13 protein-coding genes are annotated in these 18,539 nt (G+C 68.4%); 6 read left to right on the top strand and 7 right to left on the bottom strand.

The window, feature by feature from the left end:
• Nucleotides 1-81 precede the first annotated feature (81 nt).
• The 4 genes from K883_RS08835 (at nt 82) to K883_RS08820 (ending at nt 7,685) form a co-directional block, all read left to right on the top strand.
• Nucleotides 82-867, top strand: coding sequence for a hypothetical protein (locus K883_RS08835; protein ID WP_036454271.1), 786 nt, complete (start codon nt 82-84; stop codon nt 865-867).
• Between the two features lie 273 nt (nt 868-1,140).
• Nucleotides 1,141-1,977, top strand: a complete 837-nt coding sequence (locus K883_RS08830) for a transglycosylase SLT domain-containing protein (protein ID WP_081914356.1) — start codon at nt 1,141-1,143, stop codon at nt 1,975-1,977.
• A gap of 2 nt (nt 1,978-1,979) precedes the next feature.
• The gene (gene eccB, locus K883_RS08825; protein ID WP_036454265.1) at nt 1,980-3,467 is read left to right on the top strand and encodes a type VII secretion protein EccB; all 1,488 of its coding nucleotides are present in this window, start codon (nt 1,980-1,982) and stop codon (nt 3,465-3,467) included.
• Between the two features lie 3 nt (nt 3,468-3,470).
• Nucleotides 3,471-7,685: a type VII secretion protein EccC gene (locus tag K883_RS08820; protein WP_036454263.1), complete on the top strand. Its 4,215-nt coding sequence runs from the start codon at nt 3,471-3,473 to the stop codon at nt 7,683-7,685.
• Here the strand turns inward: K883_RS08820 and K883_RS08815 are convergent.
• Nucleotides 7,666-10,521, bottom strand: a complete 2,856-nt coding sequence (locus K883_RS08815; protein WP_036454260.1) for an MMPL/RND family transporter — start codon at nt 10,519-10,521, stop codon at nt 7,666-7,668. The two genes, K883_RS08820 and K883_RS08815, sit on opposite strands and share 20 nt — an antisense overlap.
• On the bottom strand, nt 10,514-10,894 hold the full coding sequence (locus K883_RS08810) for a hypothetical protein (protein WP_036454258.1): 381 nt from the start codon (nt 10,892-10,894) through the stop codon (nt 10,514-10,516). Before K883_RS08810 ends, K883_RS08815 begins: the two co-directional genes overlap by 8 nt.
• 133 nt (nt 10,895-11,027) lie before the next feature.
• Between K883_RS08810 and K883_RS08805 the strand changes: the two genes are divergently transcribed.
• Together K883_RS08805 and K883_RS08800 are read left to right on the top strand one after the other, a co-directional pair.
• Nucleotides 11,028-12,245, top strand: a complete 1,218-nt coding sequence (locus tag K883_RS08805; protein ID WP_036454256.1) for a sensor histidine kinase — start codon at nt 11,028-11,030, stop codon at nt 12,243-12,245.
• Nucleotides 12,242-12,898, top strand: coding sequence for a response regulator (locus K883_RS08800; RefSeq protein ID WP_036454255.1), 657 nt, complete (start codon nt 12,242-12,244; stop codon nt 12,896-12,898). The genes K883_RS08805 and K883_RS08800 overlap by 4 nt, the downstream gene beginning before the upstream one ends.
• 4 nt (nt 12,899-12,902) lie before the next feature.
• Here K883_RS08800 and K883_RS08795 read toward each other — a convergent pair whose 3' ends face one another.
• From K883_RS08795 to K883_RS08775, 5 genes are all read right to left on the bottom strand, one after another.
• Nucleotides 12,903-13,163, bottom strand: coding sequence for a hypothetical protein (locus K883_RS08795; protein WP_014381536.1), 261 nt, complete (start codon nt 13,161-13,163; stop codon nt 12,903-12,905).
• Between the two features lie 184 nt (nt 13,164-13,347).
• Complete coding sequence (locus K883_RS08790) at nt 13,348-14,676, bottom strand: aromatic ring-hydroxylating oxygenase subunit alpha (RefSeq protein WP_036454253.1); 1,329 nt, start codon at nt 14,674-14,676, stop codon at nt 13,348-13,350.
• Between the two features lie 12 nt (nt 14,677-14,688).
• On the bottom strand, nt 14,689-16,449 hold the full coding sequence (locus tag K883_RS08785) for an N-acyl-D-amino-acid deacylase family protein (RefSeq protein ID WP_036454251.1): 1,761 nt from the start codon (nt 16,447-16,449) through the stop codon (nt 14,689-14,691).
• Between the two features lie 126 nt (nt 16,450-16,575).
• A complete protein-coding gene (locus K883_RS08780) occupies nt 16,576-17,721 on the bottom strand; it encodes a phosphotransferase (protein ID WP_036455361.1) in 1,146 nt (381 codons plus the stop codon).
• Nucleotides 17,722-17,823: 102 nt separating this feature from the next.
• A complete protein-coding gene (locus tag K883_RS08775) occupies nt 17,824-18,444 on the bottom strand; it encodes a TetR/AcrR family transcriptional regulator (RefSeq protein ID WP_020824010.1) in 621 nt (206 codons plus the stop codon).
• Between the last annotated feature and the right edge of the window lie 95 nt (nt 18,445-18,539).

Below are 18,539 nucleotides of genomic sequence, written 5' to 3'. Positions count from 1 at the left end.
AACGGCCTAGTCGGCGGACCCCCGGCGTCGATTCCGAGGCCGGGTCCTGCTGCGCCGGGCGACCCATCGCCGGTCGGCGGTATGCAAGGGGCAATCGGAGCAGCCGGCAACGCCGGCGTCCCGCAAGACGCCGCAGATGCCGAAGCGGCCGACGCGGACCGCCGCGCGCACGCCGCCGATGCCGCTGCCAAATTCCCGGCCAACGAGGCAAACGGGCAGCAAGAGATGCAGATGATTCAGCAAATGCTGTCCAGCGTGACGGGCGCCATGGGCGGCGCTATGGGCGGCGTCATGGGGCCGATGACCCAGCTTCCCCAGCAGGCGATGCAGGCCGGCCAGAGCGCCCTCCAGCCGCTGATGAGCGCGGTACAGGGCGCGCACGGCGCAGCCTCCCTCGCCGACAGCGCGCACCTGGTCGACAGTGTCGGATCCGGCGGCGCCGGACTCGGCGGCGGTTCCGGTGGCGGCGCCGGCCTCGGTGGAGGCGGCACGGTTCCGGCCAGCTCACTGGGTCCGCCGCCCGTGCCGACATCGTCGCCACCGACGACACCGGCCGGCGCGAAGGCCCCGATAATGCCGGCAACCGGCGGCATGCCCGCCATGCCCGGACAGACGGGAATGACCGGCATGCCAATGATGCCGCCAGGTGCGATGGGCGCCGGTGGCGAAGGCGGCAACAAGGACAAGCCGGTCGAAAAGCGGGTGACCGCCCCGGGCGTGCCCAACGGCCAGCCGGTCAAGGGCCGCCTGACGGTCCCGCCGAGCGCCCCGGGCAGCAAATCCGGCGAGGCTAAGCCGACGGTGGTTACCAACAGGCCCAATCGCCGGATCGTGATCATGCCGTCCGAGGACGAGCCGAAGGACTAGTCCCAACCGACCGATAGGTGAGTGGTTCGGTAGTCCGTCCGGCAGTAGGGTCGCTACGTAATCGCGGCCGGCCGGCCCCAAGTCATATTGGGTTGCCCGTTATTGACAGCGGAACTGTCGATACGTGCATGCTATGAGGTACGTCTGCAGCGACCGCGGAATCCGCGGCCAGGAGGGTGTGGGAGTACTAGCTCGAGTGTCCGGCAAGGATGCGGCGCCGTGGCGGCGCACAGGTGGATTGGGGCGGGGACGTCGATGACCGATCCCCTGAGAATGCAAGCGGTCGCGGCATTGGTCCGCGCCCATAATCTGTTCGCGGGCACCCCGAGCAGCCCGCACATCGGTGACGTGGCGGAGCAGACACACGCGATAGCGCGCCACGCCGCAGGGCTACCGAAAACGGCGTCCGCACGCTCGGGCGCCTCGATAAAACTGCTGAACCACTCAAGCCACGCCGACCGGACGGTGGGGGACATCATCGCGGCGGCGCGCGCCGATCACGCGCACGCTCGGGCGGCGACGCGCGCGGTGCTCGAAGCCGCCGAATCGGACGTAACCCCGGCCGCCGATACGCCGATGGGACGGCGGGAAGCCATGGCGCGCATGGCGACACGGCTGCGGACCCAACACCGCCACGTCATCGAAGCACGACGGCGCGCAAAGCTGCTCGCGCGGCGACTACGACGCCTGCACTACCCGCAGAGGCGGTCGATGCACGGAAATCACGCCAGCGGGCGCCAGGCGGTCTTGGCGGCCATCCGTAAAGCGCTGGATATCAAAGGCATTCATGACCCGGCGGCGCGCGCCCGCTGGGAACGCGGGATGGACCTGGTCGCCCGCCGCGAGTCCAACTACAACGCAAACGCGATCAACAACTGGGATTCCAACGCGGCGCGGGGAACCCCCAGCAAGGGCGCCTTTCAATTCATCGCGCCCACGTTCGCGGCCTACCACCAGCCGGGGACCTCGCGCGACATTCACAACCTCGTCGCGCAGGCGTGCGCGTTCATCAACTACGCGATGGGCCGCTACGGGGTTGCGGTTGACGCGTCGAATCTCGCCGATCGGATTCAGCAGGCCGATCCTCGCCGATCACCCAAGGGGTACTGAGCATGCCGCTGAGTTTGTCTAATCGCGACCAGAACTCCGGGCACCTGTTCTACAACCGGCGGCTGCGGGCGGCGACCACCCGGTTCTCGGTCCGCATGAAACACGACGACCGCAAGCAGACGGCCGCGCTGGTGCTGTCCGTACTCCTCGTGGCCATCGCGTCGGGCTGGATGCTTCTGCTGAACGTGCTGAAACCCACTGGCATCGTGGGTGATTCGGCGATCATCGGCGACCGCGACTCCGGAGCGCTCTACGCCAAGATCGATGGTCGGCTCTACCCGGCGCTGAATTTGACGTCCGCGCGACTGGCGACAGGAACGGCGAACCAGCCGACGTGGGTGAAACCCGCTGAGATAGCGAAGTATCCGACCGGGCCGCTGGTCGGTATCCCCGGCGCGCCGGCGGCGATGCCGGTCCATCGGGGCGCCACCTCGGCCTGGGCGGTGTGCGACACAGCGGGACGCCCGCGCAGCCCGGAAAGACCGGTGGTGACCTCGATCGCCGGCCAGCTCGACGCCTACGACCGCGCCACTCCGCTACGCGACGACGCCGGGCTGCTGGTCACGTTCGAGGGCAACACCTATGTGATCTGGGGCGGCAAACGCTCCCAGATCGATCCGGTCAACCGGGCGGTCACGCTGAGCCTGGGACTCGACCCGGGAGTGACGCTGCCGGTTGAGATTTCGCGGGCCCTGTATGACGCGCTGCCGGCGACCGAACCGCTCGGCGTCCCGCAAGTGCCCCTGGCGGGGACCCCGTCGACATGGGTCTCGGGATCACAGGTGGGCGCGGTGCTGCAGGCCCAAACCGCCAGCGGCGGCAAGCAGTTCTACGTCTTGCTGCCCGAGGGCGTGCAAAAGATCACCAGCTTCGTGGCCGACCTGTTGCGCAGCGCCAACTCCTACGGGTCGACGGCGCCGCGCGTGGTGACCCCCGACGTGCTGGTCAACATCCCCGAGGTGACGTCGCTGGCCGTCGACTACTACCCGACCAAGCGTCTGAATTTCATTGACACGGCGGCTGATCCGACCACCTGCGTCGGCTGGGAGAAGGCGTCGACGGATCCGCGGGCGCGCGTCGTGGTCTATAACGGGCGCGGTCTGCCGACACCCTCTTACCTGGACAACCGCATCGTCCATTTGGTGCGTGACGACAACGACCCGGCATCGGTGGTCGCCAACCAGGTGCTGGTGTTGCCGGGCGCGGCGAACTTCGTGACATCGACCAGCGGCGTGGTCACCTCGGACTCGCGCGAATCGCTGTTCTGGGTGTCCGACAACGGGGTTCGGTTCGGGATCGCGAACGACGAGACCACGCTGCGGGCGCTCGGGCTTGACCCGGGCTCGGCGGTCCAGGCGCCCTGGCCGCTGCTGCGGACTTTCGCTGCGGGTCCCGCGCTGTCCAGGGAGGCAGCGCTTTTGGCGCGCGACACTGTGCCGGCGCTGGGCAAGGTGGCTGTGGTGACGACATCGGCGAAGCCGGGAGGCTAGAGAATGTCCAAGAAAGCGTTCCCCATCAACCGCGTCAAGATCGAGCCGCCGAAACCGGTTCGGGTAGCACCCAGCGCGCCCATCGCGCTGCCGGAACGCGAGCCCCGCAACATCTGGGTGATGATCGGTGTGCCGGCGCTGATCGTCGCGCTCATCGGCACCATCGTCATGCTCTATGTCTCCGGCGTCCGCAGCCTGACCACCGGCTTCTTCCCACTGATGGGCATCGGCGCCTTCAGCATGCTGGCGTTCTCCGGGCGCTTCGGCCGAGCCCGCAAGATCACCTGGGGCGAAATGGAAAAGGGCCGTCGACGCTACCTTCGCGACCTCGACAGCAACCGCGACGAAATCCAGACCGCCGTGTGCGCGCAACGCGAGTGGCAGAACTCCGTGCACTCCGACCCGCGCGGCTTGGGCGCCATCATCGGCGGCCCACGCATGTGGGAACGCGGCCGCGCCGACGCGGACTTCCTGGAGGTGCGGCTCGGCACAGGGGTCCAGCACGCCCCGGACTCGGTGCTGTCGGTGACCTGGCCCGACATCGCGTCCGACGAGGAGCTCGAACCCGTCACCGGGCAGGCGCTGCGCGATTTCATCTTGGAGCAGCGCAAGATTCGCGACATCGCCAAGGTGGTGAACCTGCGGTCGGCGCCGGGATTCAGCTTCGTGGGCGAGGACCTGGACCGGCTGCGGTCACTGATGCGCTCCGTGTTGTGCTCGCTGGCGGTGTTTCACAACCCGCGCGACGTCAAGCTGATGGTGGTGACCCGCAACCCCGAGGTGTGGTCGTGGATCGTGTGGCTGCCGCATAACTTGCACGACGAGCTATTCGACGCGTGCGGTTTTCGGCGCCTGGTCTTCGCCACGCCGGAGGAATTGGAAGAGACGCTGGGCGCCGAGCTGCACATGAAGGGCAAGCGCGGCGCCTGGACTCCGCTGGCCGCGGCCAGCCCCACCGCCATGGGCTCGGCCCTGGAAACCGCCACGGACGCCGTCGATTTGGGACCGCACCTGGTGATCGTCGATGACAACACCGGCAGCCCCGACGCCTGGGAGAGCGTCGTCGGCCAGGTCGGCAAGGCGGGAATCACGCTGCTGCGCATCGCCTCACGCGTGGGCACCGGCGTGGGCTTCGCCACCGACCAGGTGTTCGAGCTCAGCGAGCGGCACAGCTCACCCAACGGTTCGGTCAACGGCGAAGTCGCCCTGCACCGCAACGGTTCGGACTCCGACGGGGAAGACGGCCGCCCCGCGCCCCTGCTGCGCGTGCGCAACAAGTTCTTCGCGCACGCCGACCAGCTGTCGGTGCACCGCGCCTACCGCTACGCGCGCGCGATGGCACGCTGGTCACCGACCAGCCGCAGCGAGATCGCCGATTCCGTCAGCGGCGCAACCGAATTGCTGCGCGCCCTGGGGATCAGCGACCCGCGCGACCTGGACGTCGACCGGCTATGGGCCGAGCGGCGCGGCCGCGGCGACGAGCGCTGGTGCGAGGTTCCGGTCGGCGCCAAACCCAACGGTGAGCTACAGAACATCACCATCCGCGCCAAGGACTTCGGCGGCTTCGGTTTCCACTCGGTGGTGATCGGCACCAGCGGGTCGGGCAAGTCGGAGTTCTTCTTGTCGCTGGTTTACGGCATCGCGCTGACCCACTCCCCGGAGACGTTCAACGTGATCTTCGTCGACATGAAGTTCGAGTCGGCGGCCCAGGACATCCTGGGCATCCCCCACGTGGTGGCCGCGCTGTCCAACCTCGGCAAGGACGAGCGCCACCTGGCCGAGCGGATGCGTCGGGTCATCGACGGTGAGATCAAGCAGCGCTACGAGCTTTTCACCTCGGTGGGCGCCCGCGACGCGAACGACTACGAGGAGATCCGCCTCGCCGGACGCGACCTGCCCCCGGTACCGGTGCTGCTCGTCATCGTCGACGAGTACCTGGAGCTGTTCGCCAACCACGAGAAGTGGATCAACCTCATCATCCACATCGGTCAGGAAGGCCGCGGCGCCAACGTGTTCTTCATGCTGGGCGGCCAGCGCCTGGACCTGTCCTCGCTGCAAAAGGTCAAGTCCAACATCGCCTTCCGCATCGCGCTGCGCGCCGAGTCCGGCGACGACAGCCGCGAGGTGATCGGCTCGGACGCCGCCTACCACCTGCCGTCGAAGGAGAACGGCTTCGGCCTGCTGAAGGTGGGGCCGCGCGATCTGGAGCCGTTCCGCTGCTTCTACCTCTCCGCCCCGTTCGTGGTGCCGAAGACCAAGGAAGTCGCCGAGACGGTCGACATGACGCTGACCAAGCCCCGCCTGTACAACTGGCAGTTCCAGCCGTTGGACGCCGCGGACGCCACGGCGTTGGAAGCCGCCGCCGCCGTGGACGCCGAGCCCGACGAATTCCTGTACTACGACGACGGTTTCAAGCGGAAGAAGATCGTGGACGTGCTGCGGGAGTCGTTGCACAACGTGCCGCACCGCTCGCCGCGCCGGCCGTGGCTGGAGCCCCTGGAGGATCCGGAGCCAATCGACGTTCTGGTCGCGGGTTACCGGGGCAAGCCCTGGCACGTCGACTACGGGCAAAACCCGGGCCTGATGTTCCCGGTGGGTGTCATGGACATCCCCGAAGAGTCCAAGCAGGTGGTGCACGCGGTCGACGCGCTGCGCAGCAACGTGATCGTGGTCGGCGCCAAGCAGCGCGGCAAGACGACCACCTTGATGACGCTGATGTGTTCGGCGGCAACGATGTACAGCCCCGCCCGCGTCACGTTCTTCTGCATCGGCGGGGCGACCCTCGCCCAAGCCGCGTCGCTGCCGCACGTCACCGACATCGTGTCACCGAAGGACGCCGAGGGCATCGAACGCATTTTGAGCAGCATGGACGCGCTGATCGATGCCCGCGAAGATTCGTTCCGGCGGCTCAAGATCGACCTCGACGGGTTCCGCGAGCGCCGGTTCGCGCCCGGCAGCGACGGGCTGGGCGGCACCGACGCGAACGACCCGTTCGGCGATGTCTTCGTGGTGGTGGACGACTACGACGACCTGTATTCGAAGGACACTGTTCTGGGTGACCGCATCATCTCGTTGAGCAGCCGGGGTCCCGAGTACGGGGTGCACGTCATGTGCAGCGCCGGCGGCTGGATTCACGGGCAACGGCAAAGCCTGCTGCAAAACGCCACGGCGCGAATCCAATTGCGCCTGGCCGACCCGAGCGAAAGCCAGATGGGGCACTCGTCGCTCGAGTCGCGCGACGCGGCCCGCCGGACACTGAACCGCCCCGGCTTCGGTCTGACCGACAGCCTGCACGAGCTGCGCGTCGGCGTGCCGGCCTTGACCGACCCGGCCACCGGCGCGATGGTCAGCATCGTCGACGTCGGAGCCCGCATCGCGGACGTCGCCGGCGTCACCAAGCACGCAACCCTGCAGCGGCTGCCGCAGCGGGTGGAACTCAAGGCGATCCTGGAATACGAGGCCGCCCACCCGACCGGCGACCATCTGTCGATCTCGTTTGCCATCGGAGAGCGCCACGAACTCGGGCCGGTGCCGATCAAGCTGCGCGAAAGCCCGGGCGTGATGATCCTGGGCCGGCAGGGCTGCGGAAAGACCCTGTCGCTGGTCTCAATTGGCGAGGCGATCATGAACCGCTTCAGCCCCGAGGAAGCGCAGCTGACCCTGATCGACCCCAAGACCGCCCCGCACGGCCTGCGCGATCTGCACGGGCCGGGCTACGTGCGCGCCTACGCCTACGACCAGGACGAGATCGACGAGGTGATCACCGCCTTGGCGCAGCAGGTGCTGCTGCCCCGGCTCCCCCCCAAGGGCCTGAGCCAGGAGGAGCTGCGCGCGCTCAAGCCGTGGGAAGGGCCAAGGCATTTCGTGCTCATCGACGACATCGGAGACCTGCGCCCGGATCAGAGTTACCCGCCCAAGCCGCCGGTGGGTGCCGCGTTGTGGAAGCTGATGGAGCGCGCCCGCCAGATCGGCCTGCACGTGTTCACCACCCGCAACAGTGCGAACTGGGCCACGCTGCAAATGGATCCATGGATCAGGTTCCAGAACTCGGCGAAAGTCGCCCAGCTTTATATGGATAACGACCCGCAGAACCGGATCAACCGCAACGTGCGTGCCCAGGCGCTACCGCCGGGACGCGGCCTGCTGGTGAGCGCCGACGGCGACGTCGAAGGCGTTTTGGTCGGACTCCCGTCGTCGGTCATACCGCCGCAGCAGTAACCAGCTGCGGCTCAGGCGTTTTCACCGTCGGCGCCACGACGCGGCGGGGAAGTGGACTCGGCCACCAGAACCACCGGCCCAGCAGGGCCACGACGGATGGCACGACGAACGCCCGCACCACCAGGGTGTCCAGCAGCAGACCGACGGCGACGGTCATGCCGATCTGGGCGATGCTGAGCACGCTGCTGGTCAGCAGGGCCATCATGGTCAGCCCGAAGACGATACCGGCAACGGTGACCACGCCGCCGGTGCCGCCGAAGGCGCGGATGATGCCGGTCTTGAGACCTGCGGCCGCTTCCTGCTTGATGCGCAACGCCAGCAACAGGTTGTAGTCCGCGCCGACGGCAACCAGCGCGATGAACGCGAAAGGTGCTACGGCCCAGTGCAGGTCATGACGAAACAGGTGTTGCCAAATCAGCACGCTGGCGCCAACGGCCGACGCGTAGGACAACACGACGGTGCCGACGACGACGAGTCCGGCGACGGGGCTGCGCAGCATCGCGGTGACGATCAAGAAGATGAGCACCAGCGCGGCGCCGACCAGCAGGGTGGTGTCGCCGGCGACGAAGCGCTGCAGATCGGAAGTCACCGGCCCGACCCCGGCGAGGTCGACCTCGACCGGCGTCAGGGTGCCCTCCTTGGTGGCCTCCTTGATGGCGGCGCGAACCTGGTCCGCCCGGTTGGCGCCGTCGGCGCCCCACTCCGACCCGTCGCCGTAGACGAGGAGGTAAGCGGCGCGGCCATTCTCGGAGATCAAATGGTCCAGGACGGCGGTGTAGCGCGGGTCGGTCAGCGCGCGCTGCGGCATGTAGAAATCCGCCGCGGCGCTGCCCTGAAATTGCGTGGCGATCTCGTTCATGTAGTCGGTCAACTGACGCATCTGCGGCCCGAGCGTATCGGTGAGCCTGAGCAGGTCATGGGTGGCCGAACGCGCTTGTCCCAAAGCGCCTTTCATTGCTGACACACTTTGCGGCAGGCCGGCCATCGCCGCGGCGGCGGTGCTCGAGCCGCTGGTCAGTTCCGTCGCTCCGGCATCGAGCCGCGCGGAGGTCTGCACCAGGCTGTCGACGGGCTGCAGCACCCGGTCCACCGTCGAGCAGATCGGATTGGCGGCGCAGTCGGGGGTCCGCCCGACGATGTCGCGCAGCGGGTCGAGATAGCCCGACACCGTCGTGACATTGCGCTGCAAGCCGTCCATGCCGGCGCGCATGTCTTCGGCGGCCCCCGACATGTCGGCCAACCCCGCACTGCCGCCGCGCAACCCATTGCCGAGATCATCGACCGCGGCCTGCGTCTGCGCCAACGCGCCGTCCAGTTCGGAGACCCGCTGCAGGCGACGCGTCAGCGAGTCCATGGTGTCGCCGAACTGACGGCCCAGCACGCCCGCCTGATAGCTGAGCGTGGCCTGTTCGGGCACCTTGCCGTCGGGGCGGCTGGCGGACTGGACCGCCCGCACACCCGGTACGGCCATGATGTGGCGGGTGATCCGCTCGATGGCGATCAGTCCCGCCGGGTTGCGCAGATCATGGTCGGCCTGGATCGCGATGACGTCCGGCAACAGCGCGTTCGGCGCGAAATGCCGGTCTGCGCTGGCGTAGCCGCGGTTGGAGTCGGTGTCCGGCGGTGTGGCGGCGGGTTCGTTGAAGCCGACCCGCATGCCGGTCAACGGCAGCGCGACCAACAGGGTCAACCCCAACGCGGTCACCAAAATCGGCGCCGGCCAGCGCGCGACGGCCGTGCCGACGCGGCGCCAGCGCCGCGCGGTCTTCGACGCCCGCGGTTCCAGATACCCGCGGCGTATCGCCAGACCCATCAGCGCGGGCGTCAGGGTCAGGGCGGCGACCATGGTTGTCAGAATCCCGATGGAACAGGGCAATCCGGCGCTACGGAACGCACCCACCTTCGTGAATACCAGGCACGCCAGTGCCACCGACACGGTCAGCGCCGATCCGATGATTACGGGCGCGACAGAACGGTAGGCCTGCGTCAGCGCCTGTTCCGGCGCGACGCCGTGGCGACGGCCTTCGTGATAGCGTCCGACCAGGAAGATCGCGTAGTCGGTGCCGGCGCCCAGCGTCATCGCTGCCATGAGCGCCACCGAAAATAACGACACCTCAACGATATTGGCCTGTCCCAGCGCGGCGACGATCGCGCGAGCCAGCGCGAGGGCGAGCCCGACCGAGATCAGCGGAATCGCGGCGGCCACCGGCGAGCGGTACACGAGCAGCAACAACAGCAGGATGAGAGCGATGGTGGCGGCGGTGATTCCGAGCATCTGCCGGTCGATCGCGGAGAACTCGTCGACGATCGTGGCGCCGGGACCCGTGACATGGACTTCGAGGCCGGCCGGCGGCGAGAGGTTCTGGATGGCGGCGCGCACGGAATTCACCGAGTCGCGCGCCTGGGAGGTGCCGAGCATTCCTGCGAGCCGCACCATCACGCTGACGGCCCGACCGTCGGAGCTCTGCGCGCCGGCGGCCGTCGCGGGTTGCGACCAGAGATCGGTCACCGCATACACGTGACGGTGATCGGAACCCAGCTTCGTCGTCAGCGCATCATAGAACTGGCGGTCGCCCGGGGCCAGCCGCTGATTGCGTTCCAGCACAACGTAAACGAAGTTGTTGCTGGGCGTCTGGTTGAACAGCTGGGCCGCCCGGGCGGCGGCCACCGCGCTCGGTGCCTCGGGGGGCATGAAGGAGCGGGCGTGGGAGTCGACGATTCGCTCCAGTTGGGGGACCGCCAGATTGGCGGCGGCGGCCGCCAGCACCCATAGACCGACGACCAGAACCGCGTACCGACCGGTCAGTCGCGCGAGCAATCCGGTGCGGTCATGCAACGGTCTGCCGATCGCCGGTCGGGCCGCCGAAGAGGCCCACCGCCACGTGTTCGCCGCGAGACAGTGACCGCACCCGGATCGACCGGCGCGAGCCGATCTTCACCAGAGCGTGCAGGCCGGGCTCGGCGGCTTCGAGATCGGCCCGCACCTGTTCGGCCGACGCGCCCTCGTAGGCCGCCTGGTCCAGCTTGGCCACCAGCATGGTGATCCAGCGCTGGCCGAGCGACAGCATCAGGCCTTCCTCGTCGCCGAACAGCTCGGGCACCTCGGATGAGTTGTCGATCAACGCAAGTGCCGCCTGCGGGTCCGTGTCGGCGGCCCTGATCACTTCGGCCATGAAGGCCATGCGGTCGTGCAGCAGTGTCCATGTCATGACTCGACGTTAGGAATGCGGGCCCTGGCTGCGCGTCGTGCCGAAGTGCAGTCTTTGTCTCCTACCACGGGAGGAGGCGGGTGCCGACCTTAGCATGATGTGAGGAGGCAGGGGGCTCTTCTAGGATTGGACGATGTTGCGCGCCGCAGTGGATCACCTGCGGGAACTGCTTCGCCGACGAGGCGAGCTGATTCCCGTCGGCATCACCTGGGCGGCGCTGATCTCGGTCGATCTCGCCCTTGTGCTGGGCGGCGTGATCGGGACGCTGCAGCGGCCCGCCTCCGACCTGCCCGTGGCGCTGACTGCGTTCGCCCTGGCTTTGTCACCCTCGTTCGCGTTCTTGGTCTTCAACATGAAGATGACCCCGGGCCCGTTGTGGGCCACCTGGTCGGCCTCGACCGCATTGACACTGTTTGGTACGTCCACGCCCATTCACGCCGATTTCGCCCCGGCGTTGCTGGTCCTGATGGTCTTGGTCGTCGCGACATTGGCGTCGGTTGCCGGCGGCTTGCTGGCGACCGCCTCGGCGGCGGCGCTGTTGCTCGCGGCGTCAGCGCTGCACCGCCTGGATGCGATAGTGCTGTACCTGGGATTCATCGCGGTGGCCTGGCTGCTCGGCTACCTGATGCGCACTCAGCGGCTGCTGCTGGCCGAACAGATCGCGGCACAAGAGGCATTGGCCGAGCACGCCGCCGCCGACGAACGCCGCCGCATCGCGCGCGAAGTGCACGACGTCATCGCGCATTCGCTCAGCATCACCCTGTTGCACGTGACGGGCGCGCGCCGCGCGCTGCAGCAGGATCGCGACGTCGATGACGCGGTCGATGCGCTGGAGCAGGCCGAGAAGCTCGGCCGGCAGGCGATGGCCGACATCCGCCGCACCGTCGGCCTGCTCGACAACTGGCCGACCAAAACGGCGCAGACCACGCCCGAACCCGGCATCGACGACGTCCCGGCGCTCGTCGCGGGCTTTCAGCAAGCGGGCCTGGCCGTCACGCTGTGCGTCGAAGGGCCCACAGACCACGTCTCGGCCGCGGTGGGTCTCGCGCTCTACCGCATCACCCAGGAGTCGCTGGCCAACATCGCCAAGCACGCGCCGGAGTCGAAAGCCAGTGTGGTGCTCGACATTTCGCCGGCGTCGGCACGGCTCGCGGTCAGCAATCTGCTCCCGGCCGCCGTGGTGGCCGCGAAATCGGCGGAGGGGCGTGGCTTGCGCGGCATGCGCCAGCGCGTCGACCTGCTCGGCGGCGCCCTCGACGTCGGCCCGACCCGGGACGGGTGGTCGGTGCGCGCCGAGATCCCGCTGCACGAAGGCGACACCACCTGGCGCCCGCGGTGGTGCAAGCTGTGACCGACCCGGCGCCCGAGATCACCGTCCTTCTCGTGGACGACCAAGACCTGGTGCGTTCGGGCCTACGCCGAATCCTGCGCCGTAAGGACGGTTTCGTCATCGTCGCGGAGTGTGCCGACGGTGACGAGGTGCCCGCCGCGGTGGCCGAGCATCGGCCCGACGTGGTCGTGATGGATCTGCGGATGCGCCGCGTCGACGGCATCGAGGCGACCCGCAGGCTGGGCGGCAGGCCGCCGGTGCTTGCGCTCACCACCTTCAACGAGGACGAGCTGCTGTCGGGGGCGCTGCGCGCCGGGGCGGCCGGTTTCGTACTCAAAGACTCCTCGGCCGAGGAGCTGATCCGCGCGGTGCGCGCGGTCGCCAGGGGAGACAGTTACCTGGATCCCGCGGTGACCTCGCGGGTGCTCACCACGTACCGCAAGGCGGCTCCCGGCCCGCGCGGTGCGGCGATCGCCGAGCTGACGACCCGCGAGCTCGACGTCCTGACATTGATCGGCCAGGGCCTGTCCAATACCGAAATCGCCGGCGAACTCTGCATTTCCGGCGTCACCGTCAAGAGCCACATCGGGCGGATCTTCGGCAAGCTCGACCTGCGAGATCGCGCGGCCGCGATCGTCTATGCGTACGACAACGGCATCGTCGCCCCGCGCTGAGGAGCTACAGCGGCGCCGTCGGCTCCGCGAGGTTCAGCAGGAGGTAGGCCATGCACACCAGGAAGTTGAGCACCACCATGACCAGGCCCGCGAACATCAGCGAACGGGCGCCGCGTTGCCGGAGCCGCTTGTACCTCGCGGCACGCGACTCGCGGTCGAGCCGGATCGCGATCAACGCAAAATTCAGGTTGATCATTTCGTGAGCGGCCAGCGGCGCGCCCTCGAGCATGGCCCGCAGCCGCTCCGGCGCCGTGCGGACGCCCACCCGCGCGAAACTGTGGCACAGACGTCGCTCCCGTCTCCGGCGGAGTGTGTGATACGGCAGCCGTAGCTGCCGCGCAAGTTGCCCTCGATCGTCCCCCCAGGGGTAAGACGGGGTCATCACAAGCGGGATTCTAAATCGCCCGAGGGCACTTTCGCCCTGTGTACACGAATTATGTTGCGAGAGATCATTTCGCTCCGCCGCCGCTCATTTGCTGGGCGGTCGGCAGGTCGAGGTAGCGCTCCAGGTTGCGGTGCATGTTGATCACGCGGCGTTCCTCGCTGGACAACACCAAGTGAGTGAAGCCGGGCTGGTGCATGCCGCGCTGCAGGCCGGGGAGCACCGCGATGTCCTGGGTGAGCACGATGCCCGGCTCGGCCGCGTCGGCGGCCATGCGCACATCGGCCGGCTTGGCGCGCGGCGCGCCCGGCGGCATCCGGGTCGTCAAGAACATCACCAGCTCGCCCTTATCGGGGTCGGCGCCGGGGCGCGAACACATGACGGTCAGGTGGTCGGCGTTGGCTAACAAGGTCATGTTGGGAAACACGTTGTACTGGTGCAATCGGGTCATTCGGTCGGTGTCGGCCCAGTCGAGATCGACGCCGCGACCCGCGGCGAAGGCCCGGGTTCGCTCGGCGATCAGGTCGGCCACCGTCTGCCCGGGCCGGCGTTCCTCGGCGGGAAAGGGGGTGCCCTCGGCCGCGCCCATCAGCGCTCCCTGCGTGTAGACGTAGGCGTCCCACACCTCTTCGTCGCTCAGCGCGCCGCCCAGGCGAGGGCTCGGCACGCCGTAGGGCTGATCCGACTTGCCGGTATGGCCCCAAATCCGTTGCGGCGCATGGATGTCGTCGACGCAACGCAGCAGCTCGGGATGCAGGGTCTGGATGTGGTAGGTCTCGCTGTAGCCGTCCGCGATCGTCTTCCAATTGGCGTCGACGTCGACCGTGAGCGTGGCGTAGCAGCGGAAGTCCCCCAGCCGGCACCAGGCGATGTCGTCGGGCACCGCCTCCAGGTAGTCGATCAGGGGCATCGCGTCGAGGTCGAGGTTGACGAAGACGAGTCCCGCCCACGTCTCTACCCGGGCCGGTATCAGCGGAAAGTCGGACATGCGCAGCGAACCGAAGCCCTTGCGGTTCGGCACCCGTTTCAGCGCGCCGGCCAGGTCCCAGGTCCACCCGTGATAGCCGCACTTGAGTTCGCGCAGGCCCGAACCCGAGCCCGTGCACAACGAATTGCCGCGATGCCGGCACACGTTCTGGAACGCGCGGATCTCCCCGTCGTCGTCGCGGACGATCAGCACCCCGTACGGCCCGCAGCGGTAGTCGAAATAGTCACCGGGCGCCGCGATGTGGTCGACCATGCACGCGAGCTGCCACACCCTCGGCCACATCCGCTCCACCTCGAGTGCGGCGAAGGCGGGGGAGTAGTACCGCTCGGCCGGCACCAGCGTCGGCTTTTCGGGCGGGGCGCCGATCGCATCCTGCTGGACGTGCGAGCGGGTGCGCGCCGTTGCCATGGTTCGGAGCTCTCAGCGGGCTCCGCGAACCAGGCGTCCGGGGCGGGCCCCGGTGTCGGCGTCCTTGCGGCGGGTGACGGTCCCGCTGACGATGGTCGCCGCATAACCGCTGGCGCCCTGCAGGATCCGGTTTCCCCCGGCCGGCAGGTCGAACGCCATCGCCGCCGGGTGCAGCCTCAGCGCGTCCATGTCGATGACGTTGATGTCGGCCTTCTTGCCGGGCTCGATGGTGCCGCGATCGGTGAGGCCGAACAGATGGGCGGTGTCGCGGGACTGTTTGCGGATCACGTATTCGAGCGACAGCTTCTCGCCCCGCTTACGATCCCGCGCCCAGTGCGTCAGCAGGAACGTCGGATAGGAAGCGTCGCAGATCATCCCGCAGTGCGCGCCGCCGTCGGACAGTCCGAGCACGCCGGCGGGGTGCAGCATCATCTCGCGGATCGCGTCGCAGTTTCCGTCGGCGTAGTTGAACAGCGGCAGCATCAGCATGTTGGTCGCGTCGGCCTCGAGCATGAGGTCGTACAGCGTGGACAGCGGGTCCTCACCGCGGGCCTGGGCGATCGCGGCGACGGTTCGGTCCGGGGTGGGTTCGTAGTCGGGCGGGTTACCCAGCGAGTAGAGCCGCCCCAGCGAGTGCTGCACCAAAGCGAACATCCCGTCGAACAACAGGGTCGGGTCCACCGGCAGGTCGTCCTCGGACAGGATCGCCGCCTTCACCGCGGGATCGGCGAGCCGCCGCGCGAGCTCCTCGCGGCTGCACTCGGCCTTCAACCGGCGGTAGGTGGGCCGGTGGCTGAAGCCGTGGTGGCCCTGGAAACCGATCATCATGCCGAACGGGCGCGCCGCGATCTGCGGATACAGGCGCGCGCCCGCGGCGTGCGCGTCCGCGGACAGGTCGAGCATCTCGCGCCACAGGTTCGGGTCAGCGTCCACCTGGATCAGCGCAAACGACACCGGGCGGTCGATCTCGCCGCTCAGCCGCCGCATCCACTCGAGTTCCTTCTTGGGGCCGATGATGTCTTCACCCGCGGCGCCCTGCGGGGCCAGCTCGAACACTGCCCGGCCGCCGGCGGCCATGGCGCGGCCGAGGCCGAACAGTTCTTCCTCGGCGGCGAACGTGCCGGGTACGGGCTCGCCGTCCATCGCGCGGTGCCCCATCGTGCGTGACGTCGAGAAGCCGAGCGCGCCGGCCTCGATCGCCTCGCGAACCAGCCGACCCATTGCCTCGATGTCGTCGGGGGTCGCGGGCTCGTTGCGCGCCCCCCGCTCGCCCATCGCGTAGGCGCGAATCGCGCCGTGCGCGACCTGGCTGCCCACGTCGACGGAGAACTTGTGCTTGTCGATCGCGTCGAGGTACTCGGGGTAGGTTTCCCAGCCCCAGGTGATGCCCTCGGTCAGCGCGGTGCCGGGGATGTCTTCGACACCCTCCATCAGTTCGATCAGCCACTGCTCGGTGCCGGGCCGCACCGGGGCGAAGCCGACGCCGCAGTTGCCGGTCACGATCGTCGTGACGCCGTGGCCGCTGGACGGCTCCAGCAGGCCGTCCCAGGTCACCTGACCGTCGTAGTGCGTGTGGATGTCGACGAAGCCGGGGGCCACCACATGCCCTGTGGCGTCGATGGTTTCGGCCGCCTCCCCGCCCATCTCGGGGCCGTCGGCGGAGCGGCGGACGACGTCGACGATCTTGCCGTCCTTGATGCCGATGTCGGCGCGGTAGCGCTCGGCGCCCGTGCCGTCGACGATGGTTCCACCGGTGATCTTCAGGTCGAACATGAGACTCCTCTTCGCCGCCGCGGGCTGTCTCGGAGGGCTGAGCGGAAGGCGCACAGCATTTCGCTACGGTAGGTAGCGTAACTCGTGGCGTGGCGAAGGCAATAGCTTCGGCCGAATTCGCAAGCCCTACAAACAACTCTTCAGCGCGGCGACGGTTTCCAGATCGTCGAGCGCGGCGACGCCCCGGCGCAGGCCTTCCATGGCGATGTCGTCGACCTGCATGCCGCCCATCCCGGTGGTGATCAGCGGGGCGACATAGGCGTACAGCGCGCCCTGGCGGAACCGCAGCCACAGGTCGTCGCGATCCAGCTCGGGGCCGCCCGCCGCCACCAGCGCCCGCCGGTAGTCGTCGAGCAGCTCGCGTTGGCTGGCCCGCCGGTCCTCCGGGGTCAGGCTGGTGATCAGGGTGTAGGCGAGCTCGCGGCTGGGGTGCCCGCGCCGCACCGCCTGCCAGTCCAGCAGCCCGGCCTTGCCGCCGTGGAAGTACATGTTGCCGGGATGGGCGTCGCCGTGCATGACGGTGTGCGGCGGAGTGTCGATGAGCGCGGCGACGGCACGGTAGTTGTCGGCGATGAACGCCCCCGCGTCGACGGGGACGTCGACTGAAGAAGCGCGCTCGGCAAGGCGCTTGATCGAGGTGTGCATCAGCGAGCCGGTCAACAACGACGTCACGTCGCCGGACGGCGTGTACAGCCAGCCCAGCGGCCCGCGCCCGTCGCGCGGCAGCCGGTCCCAGAACGTGGCGTGCAGTTCGGCGAGCAGTTCGACGATGAGGCCGGCCTGGTCGGTCGACAGCGGGTGCAAGGTGTCGGGGAACTCGCACGACTCTGCCGGGAGATCCTCCAGCACCAGCAGGTACCGGCCCGTCCACGGGTCGAAGGCCGCGCCGTAGCAGTAGGGAACGCCGATGACCTGCGGCGCGAGCTGGCGGTAGAAACGCACCTCGGTGTGCCCGAGCCGGCCGAGCTCACCCATCAGGCGGGTGGCGGCGGTCTGCGCCGCGACCTTGACGAACACCGACTCCGGGACGTTCTTGCCGGTCAGCACCAGCCGCGCGCGCGAGGACGTGCCCGCGTCCCTGCTCAGCACGCGCACCGACCGGACGGTGGTTCCCATGACGCGGGACAGGACCGCGGGAGTGATCTCGTCGGCCGACCGAGGCAAGCCGAACCGGCCACCCACCACCGCGTCTGTCGCCACCCGACCCGCGCCCCGGCCCAGGTGCGCAGCCAGGCCGACGAAGGAAAACGCGTGTCCCACAGGGTTTTTCATGTCCATCCATCCCGGCTCTCAACCCGACGTCGGCGCCGCGCCAGCGACACCAACGCCGTCGGAGAAAACCAATCGAACGTCTGGACATCAGACAATATACGATTATTGTCTGATCTGTGGAACCAGGGCCCTCACCACGAGCTGTTCGACGAATTCGCGTTTGTCGGCCGCGGGGCGGTAGCGCCACGAGGGCGCCAGCAGGAACAGGGTCGCGGCGTGCAGCCACTGGACGATCGAGCGGAAATCGACATCCGGGTAGAGCAGCCCGGCCGCCTTCCAACGGTCGAGCAACGGCCCGTAATGCTGCAACAGCAGTTCGACGATCGGTTCGGAACCCTTCTCGAGCGCCGAGGCCACCGCGGTGCTCTCGGCCGCGAACAGCGCTTCGTTCAGCGGGTTGCCGTCCACCGATTCGACCCTTGCCAGCACCATCTCGGGCACCGACCGAACGGGGTCGTCGGGCGCGGGCAGCGAGCGCACCAACTCGCCGAGCGCGGTGTCGATCCGCGCCAGCATCAGCCCCAGCAGGACGTCGTCGCGACCGGGAAAGTAGCGGTACACCGTCGAGCGCGACACCCCGGCCTCGTCGGCGACTTCGCCCATGCGGAACTGGGTGTTGCCGCGCCGGACGATGCAGCGCCCGGCGGCATCCAGGATCCGCCTACGGGCCTCCTCGTCGTCGAGGATCGCGCGGTCGTCGCCCCACCGACGGCTCGGTTCCATGGCGGCGATGTTACGGGATGCGTTGTGCTGCTTCGGTATCGGATGCCAAATCGGCCCGGCCGCAGTCCTTCGCCGAAACGCCTTGCAGCGCAACG

The sequence above is a fragment of the Mycobacterium sp. TKK-01-0059 genome, assembly GCF_000709305.1.
Classification (GTDB): domain Bacteria; phylum Actinomycetota; class Actinomycetes; order Mycobacteriales; family Mycobacteriaceae; genus Mycobacterium; species Mycobacterium intracellulare.
The sequence above is the reverse complement of the archived record's forward strand: the minus strand, read 5'-3'. Positions and strand labels throughout refer to the sequence as shown.

Excerpts from the sequence above, each read along its gene's own strand:
- eccB (WP_036454265.1), top strand. The coding sequence starts at position 1,980 with ATGCCGCTGAGTTTGTCTAATCGCGACCAGAACTCCGGGCACCTGTTC.
- K883_RS08785 (WP_036454251.1), bottom strand. The coding sequence starts at position 16,449 with ATGTTCGACCTGAAGATCACCGGTGGAACCATCGTCGACGGCACGGGC.
- K883_RS08775 (WP_020824010.1), bottom strand. The coding sequence starts at position 18,444 with ATGGAACCGAGCCGTCGGTGGGGCGACGACCGCGCGATCCTCGACGAC.
- K883_RS08810 (WP_036454258.1), bottom strand. The coding sequence starts at position 10,894 with ATGACATGGACACTGCTGCACGACCGCATGGCCTTCATGGCCGAAGTG.
- K883_RS08820 (WP_036454263.1), top strand. The coding sequence starts at position 3,471 with ATGTCCAAGAAAGCGTTCCCCATCAACCGCGTCAAGATCGAGCCGCCG.
- K883_RS08835 (WP_036454271.1), top strand. The coding sequence starts at position 82 with ATGCAAGGGGCAATCGGAGCAGCCGGCAACGCCGGCGTCCCGCAAGAC.
- K883_RS08780 (WP_036455361.1), bottom strand. The coding sequence starts at position 17,721 with ATGAAAAACCCTGTGGGACACGCGTTTTCCTTCGTCGGCCTGGCTGCG.
- K883_RS08790 (WP_036454253.1), bottom strand. The coding sequence starts at position 14,676 with ATGGCAACGGCGCGCACCCGCTCGCACGTCCAGCAGGATGCGATCGGC.
- K883_RS08805 (WP_036454256.1), top strand. The coding sequence starts at position 11,028 with ATGTTGCGCGCCGCAGTGGATCACCTGCGGGAACTGCTTCGCCGACGA.
- K883_RS08830 (WP_081914356.1), top strand. The coding sequence starts at position 1,141 with ATGCAAGCGGTCGCGGCATTGGTCCGCGCCCATAATCTGTTCGCGGGC.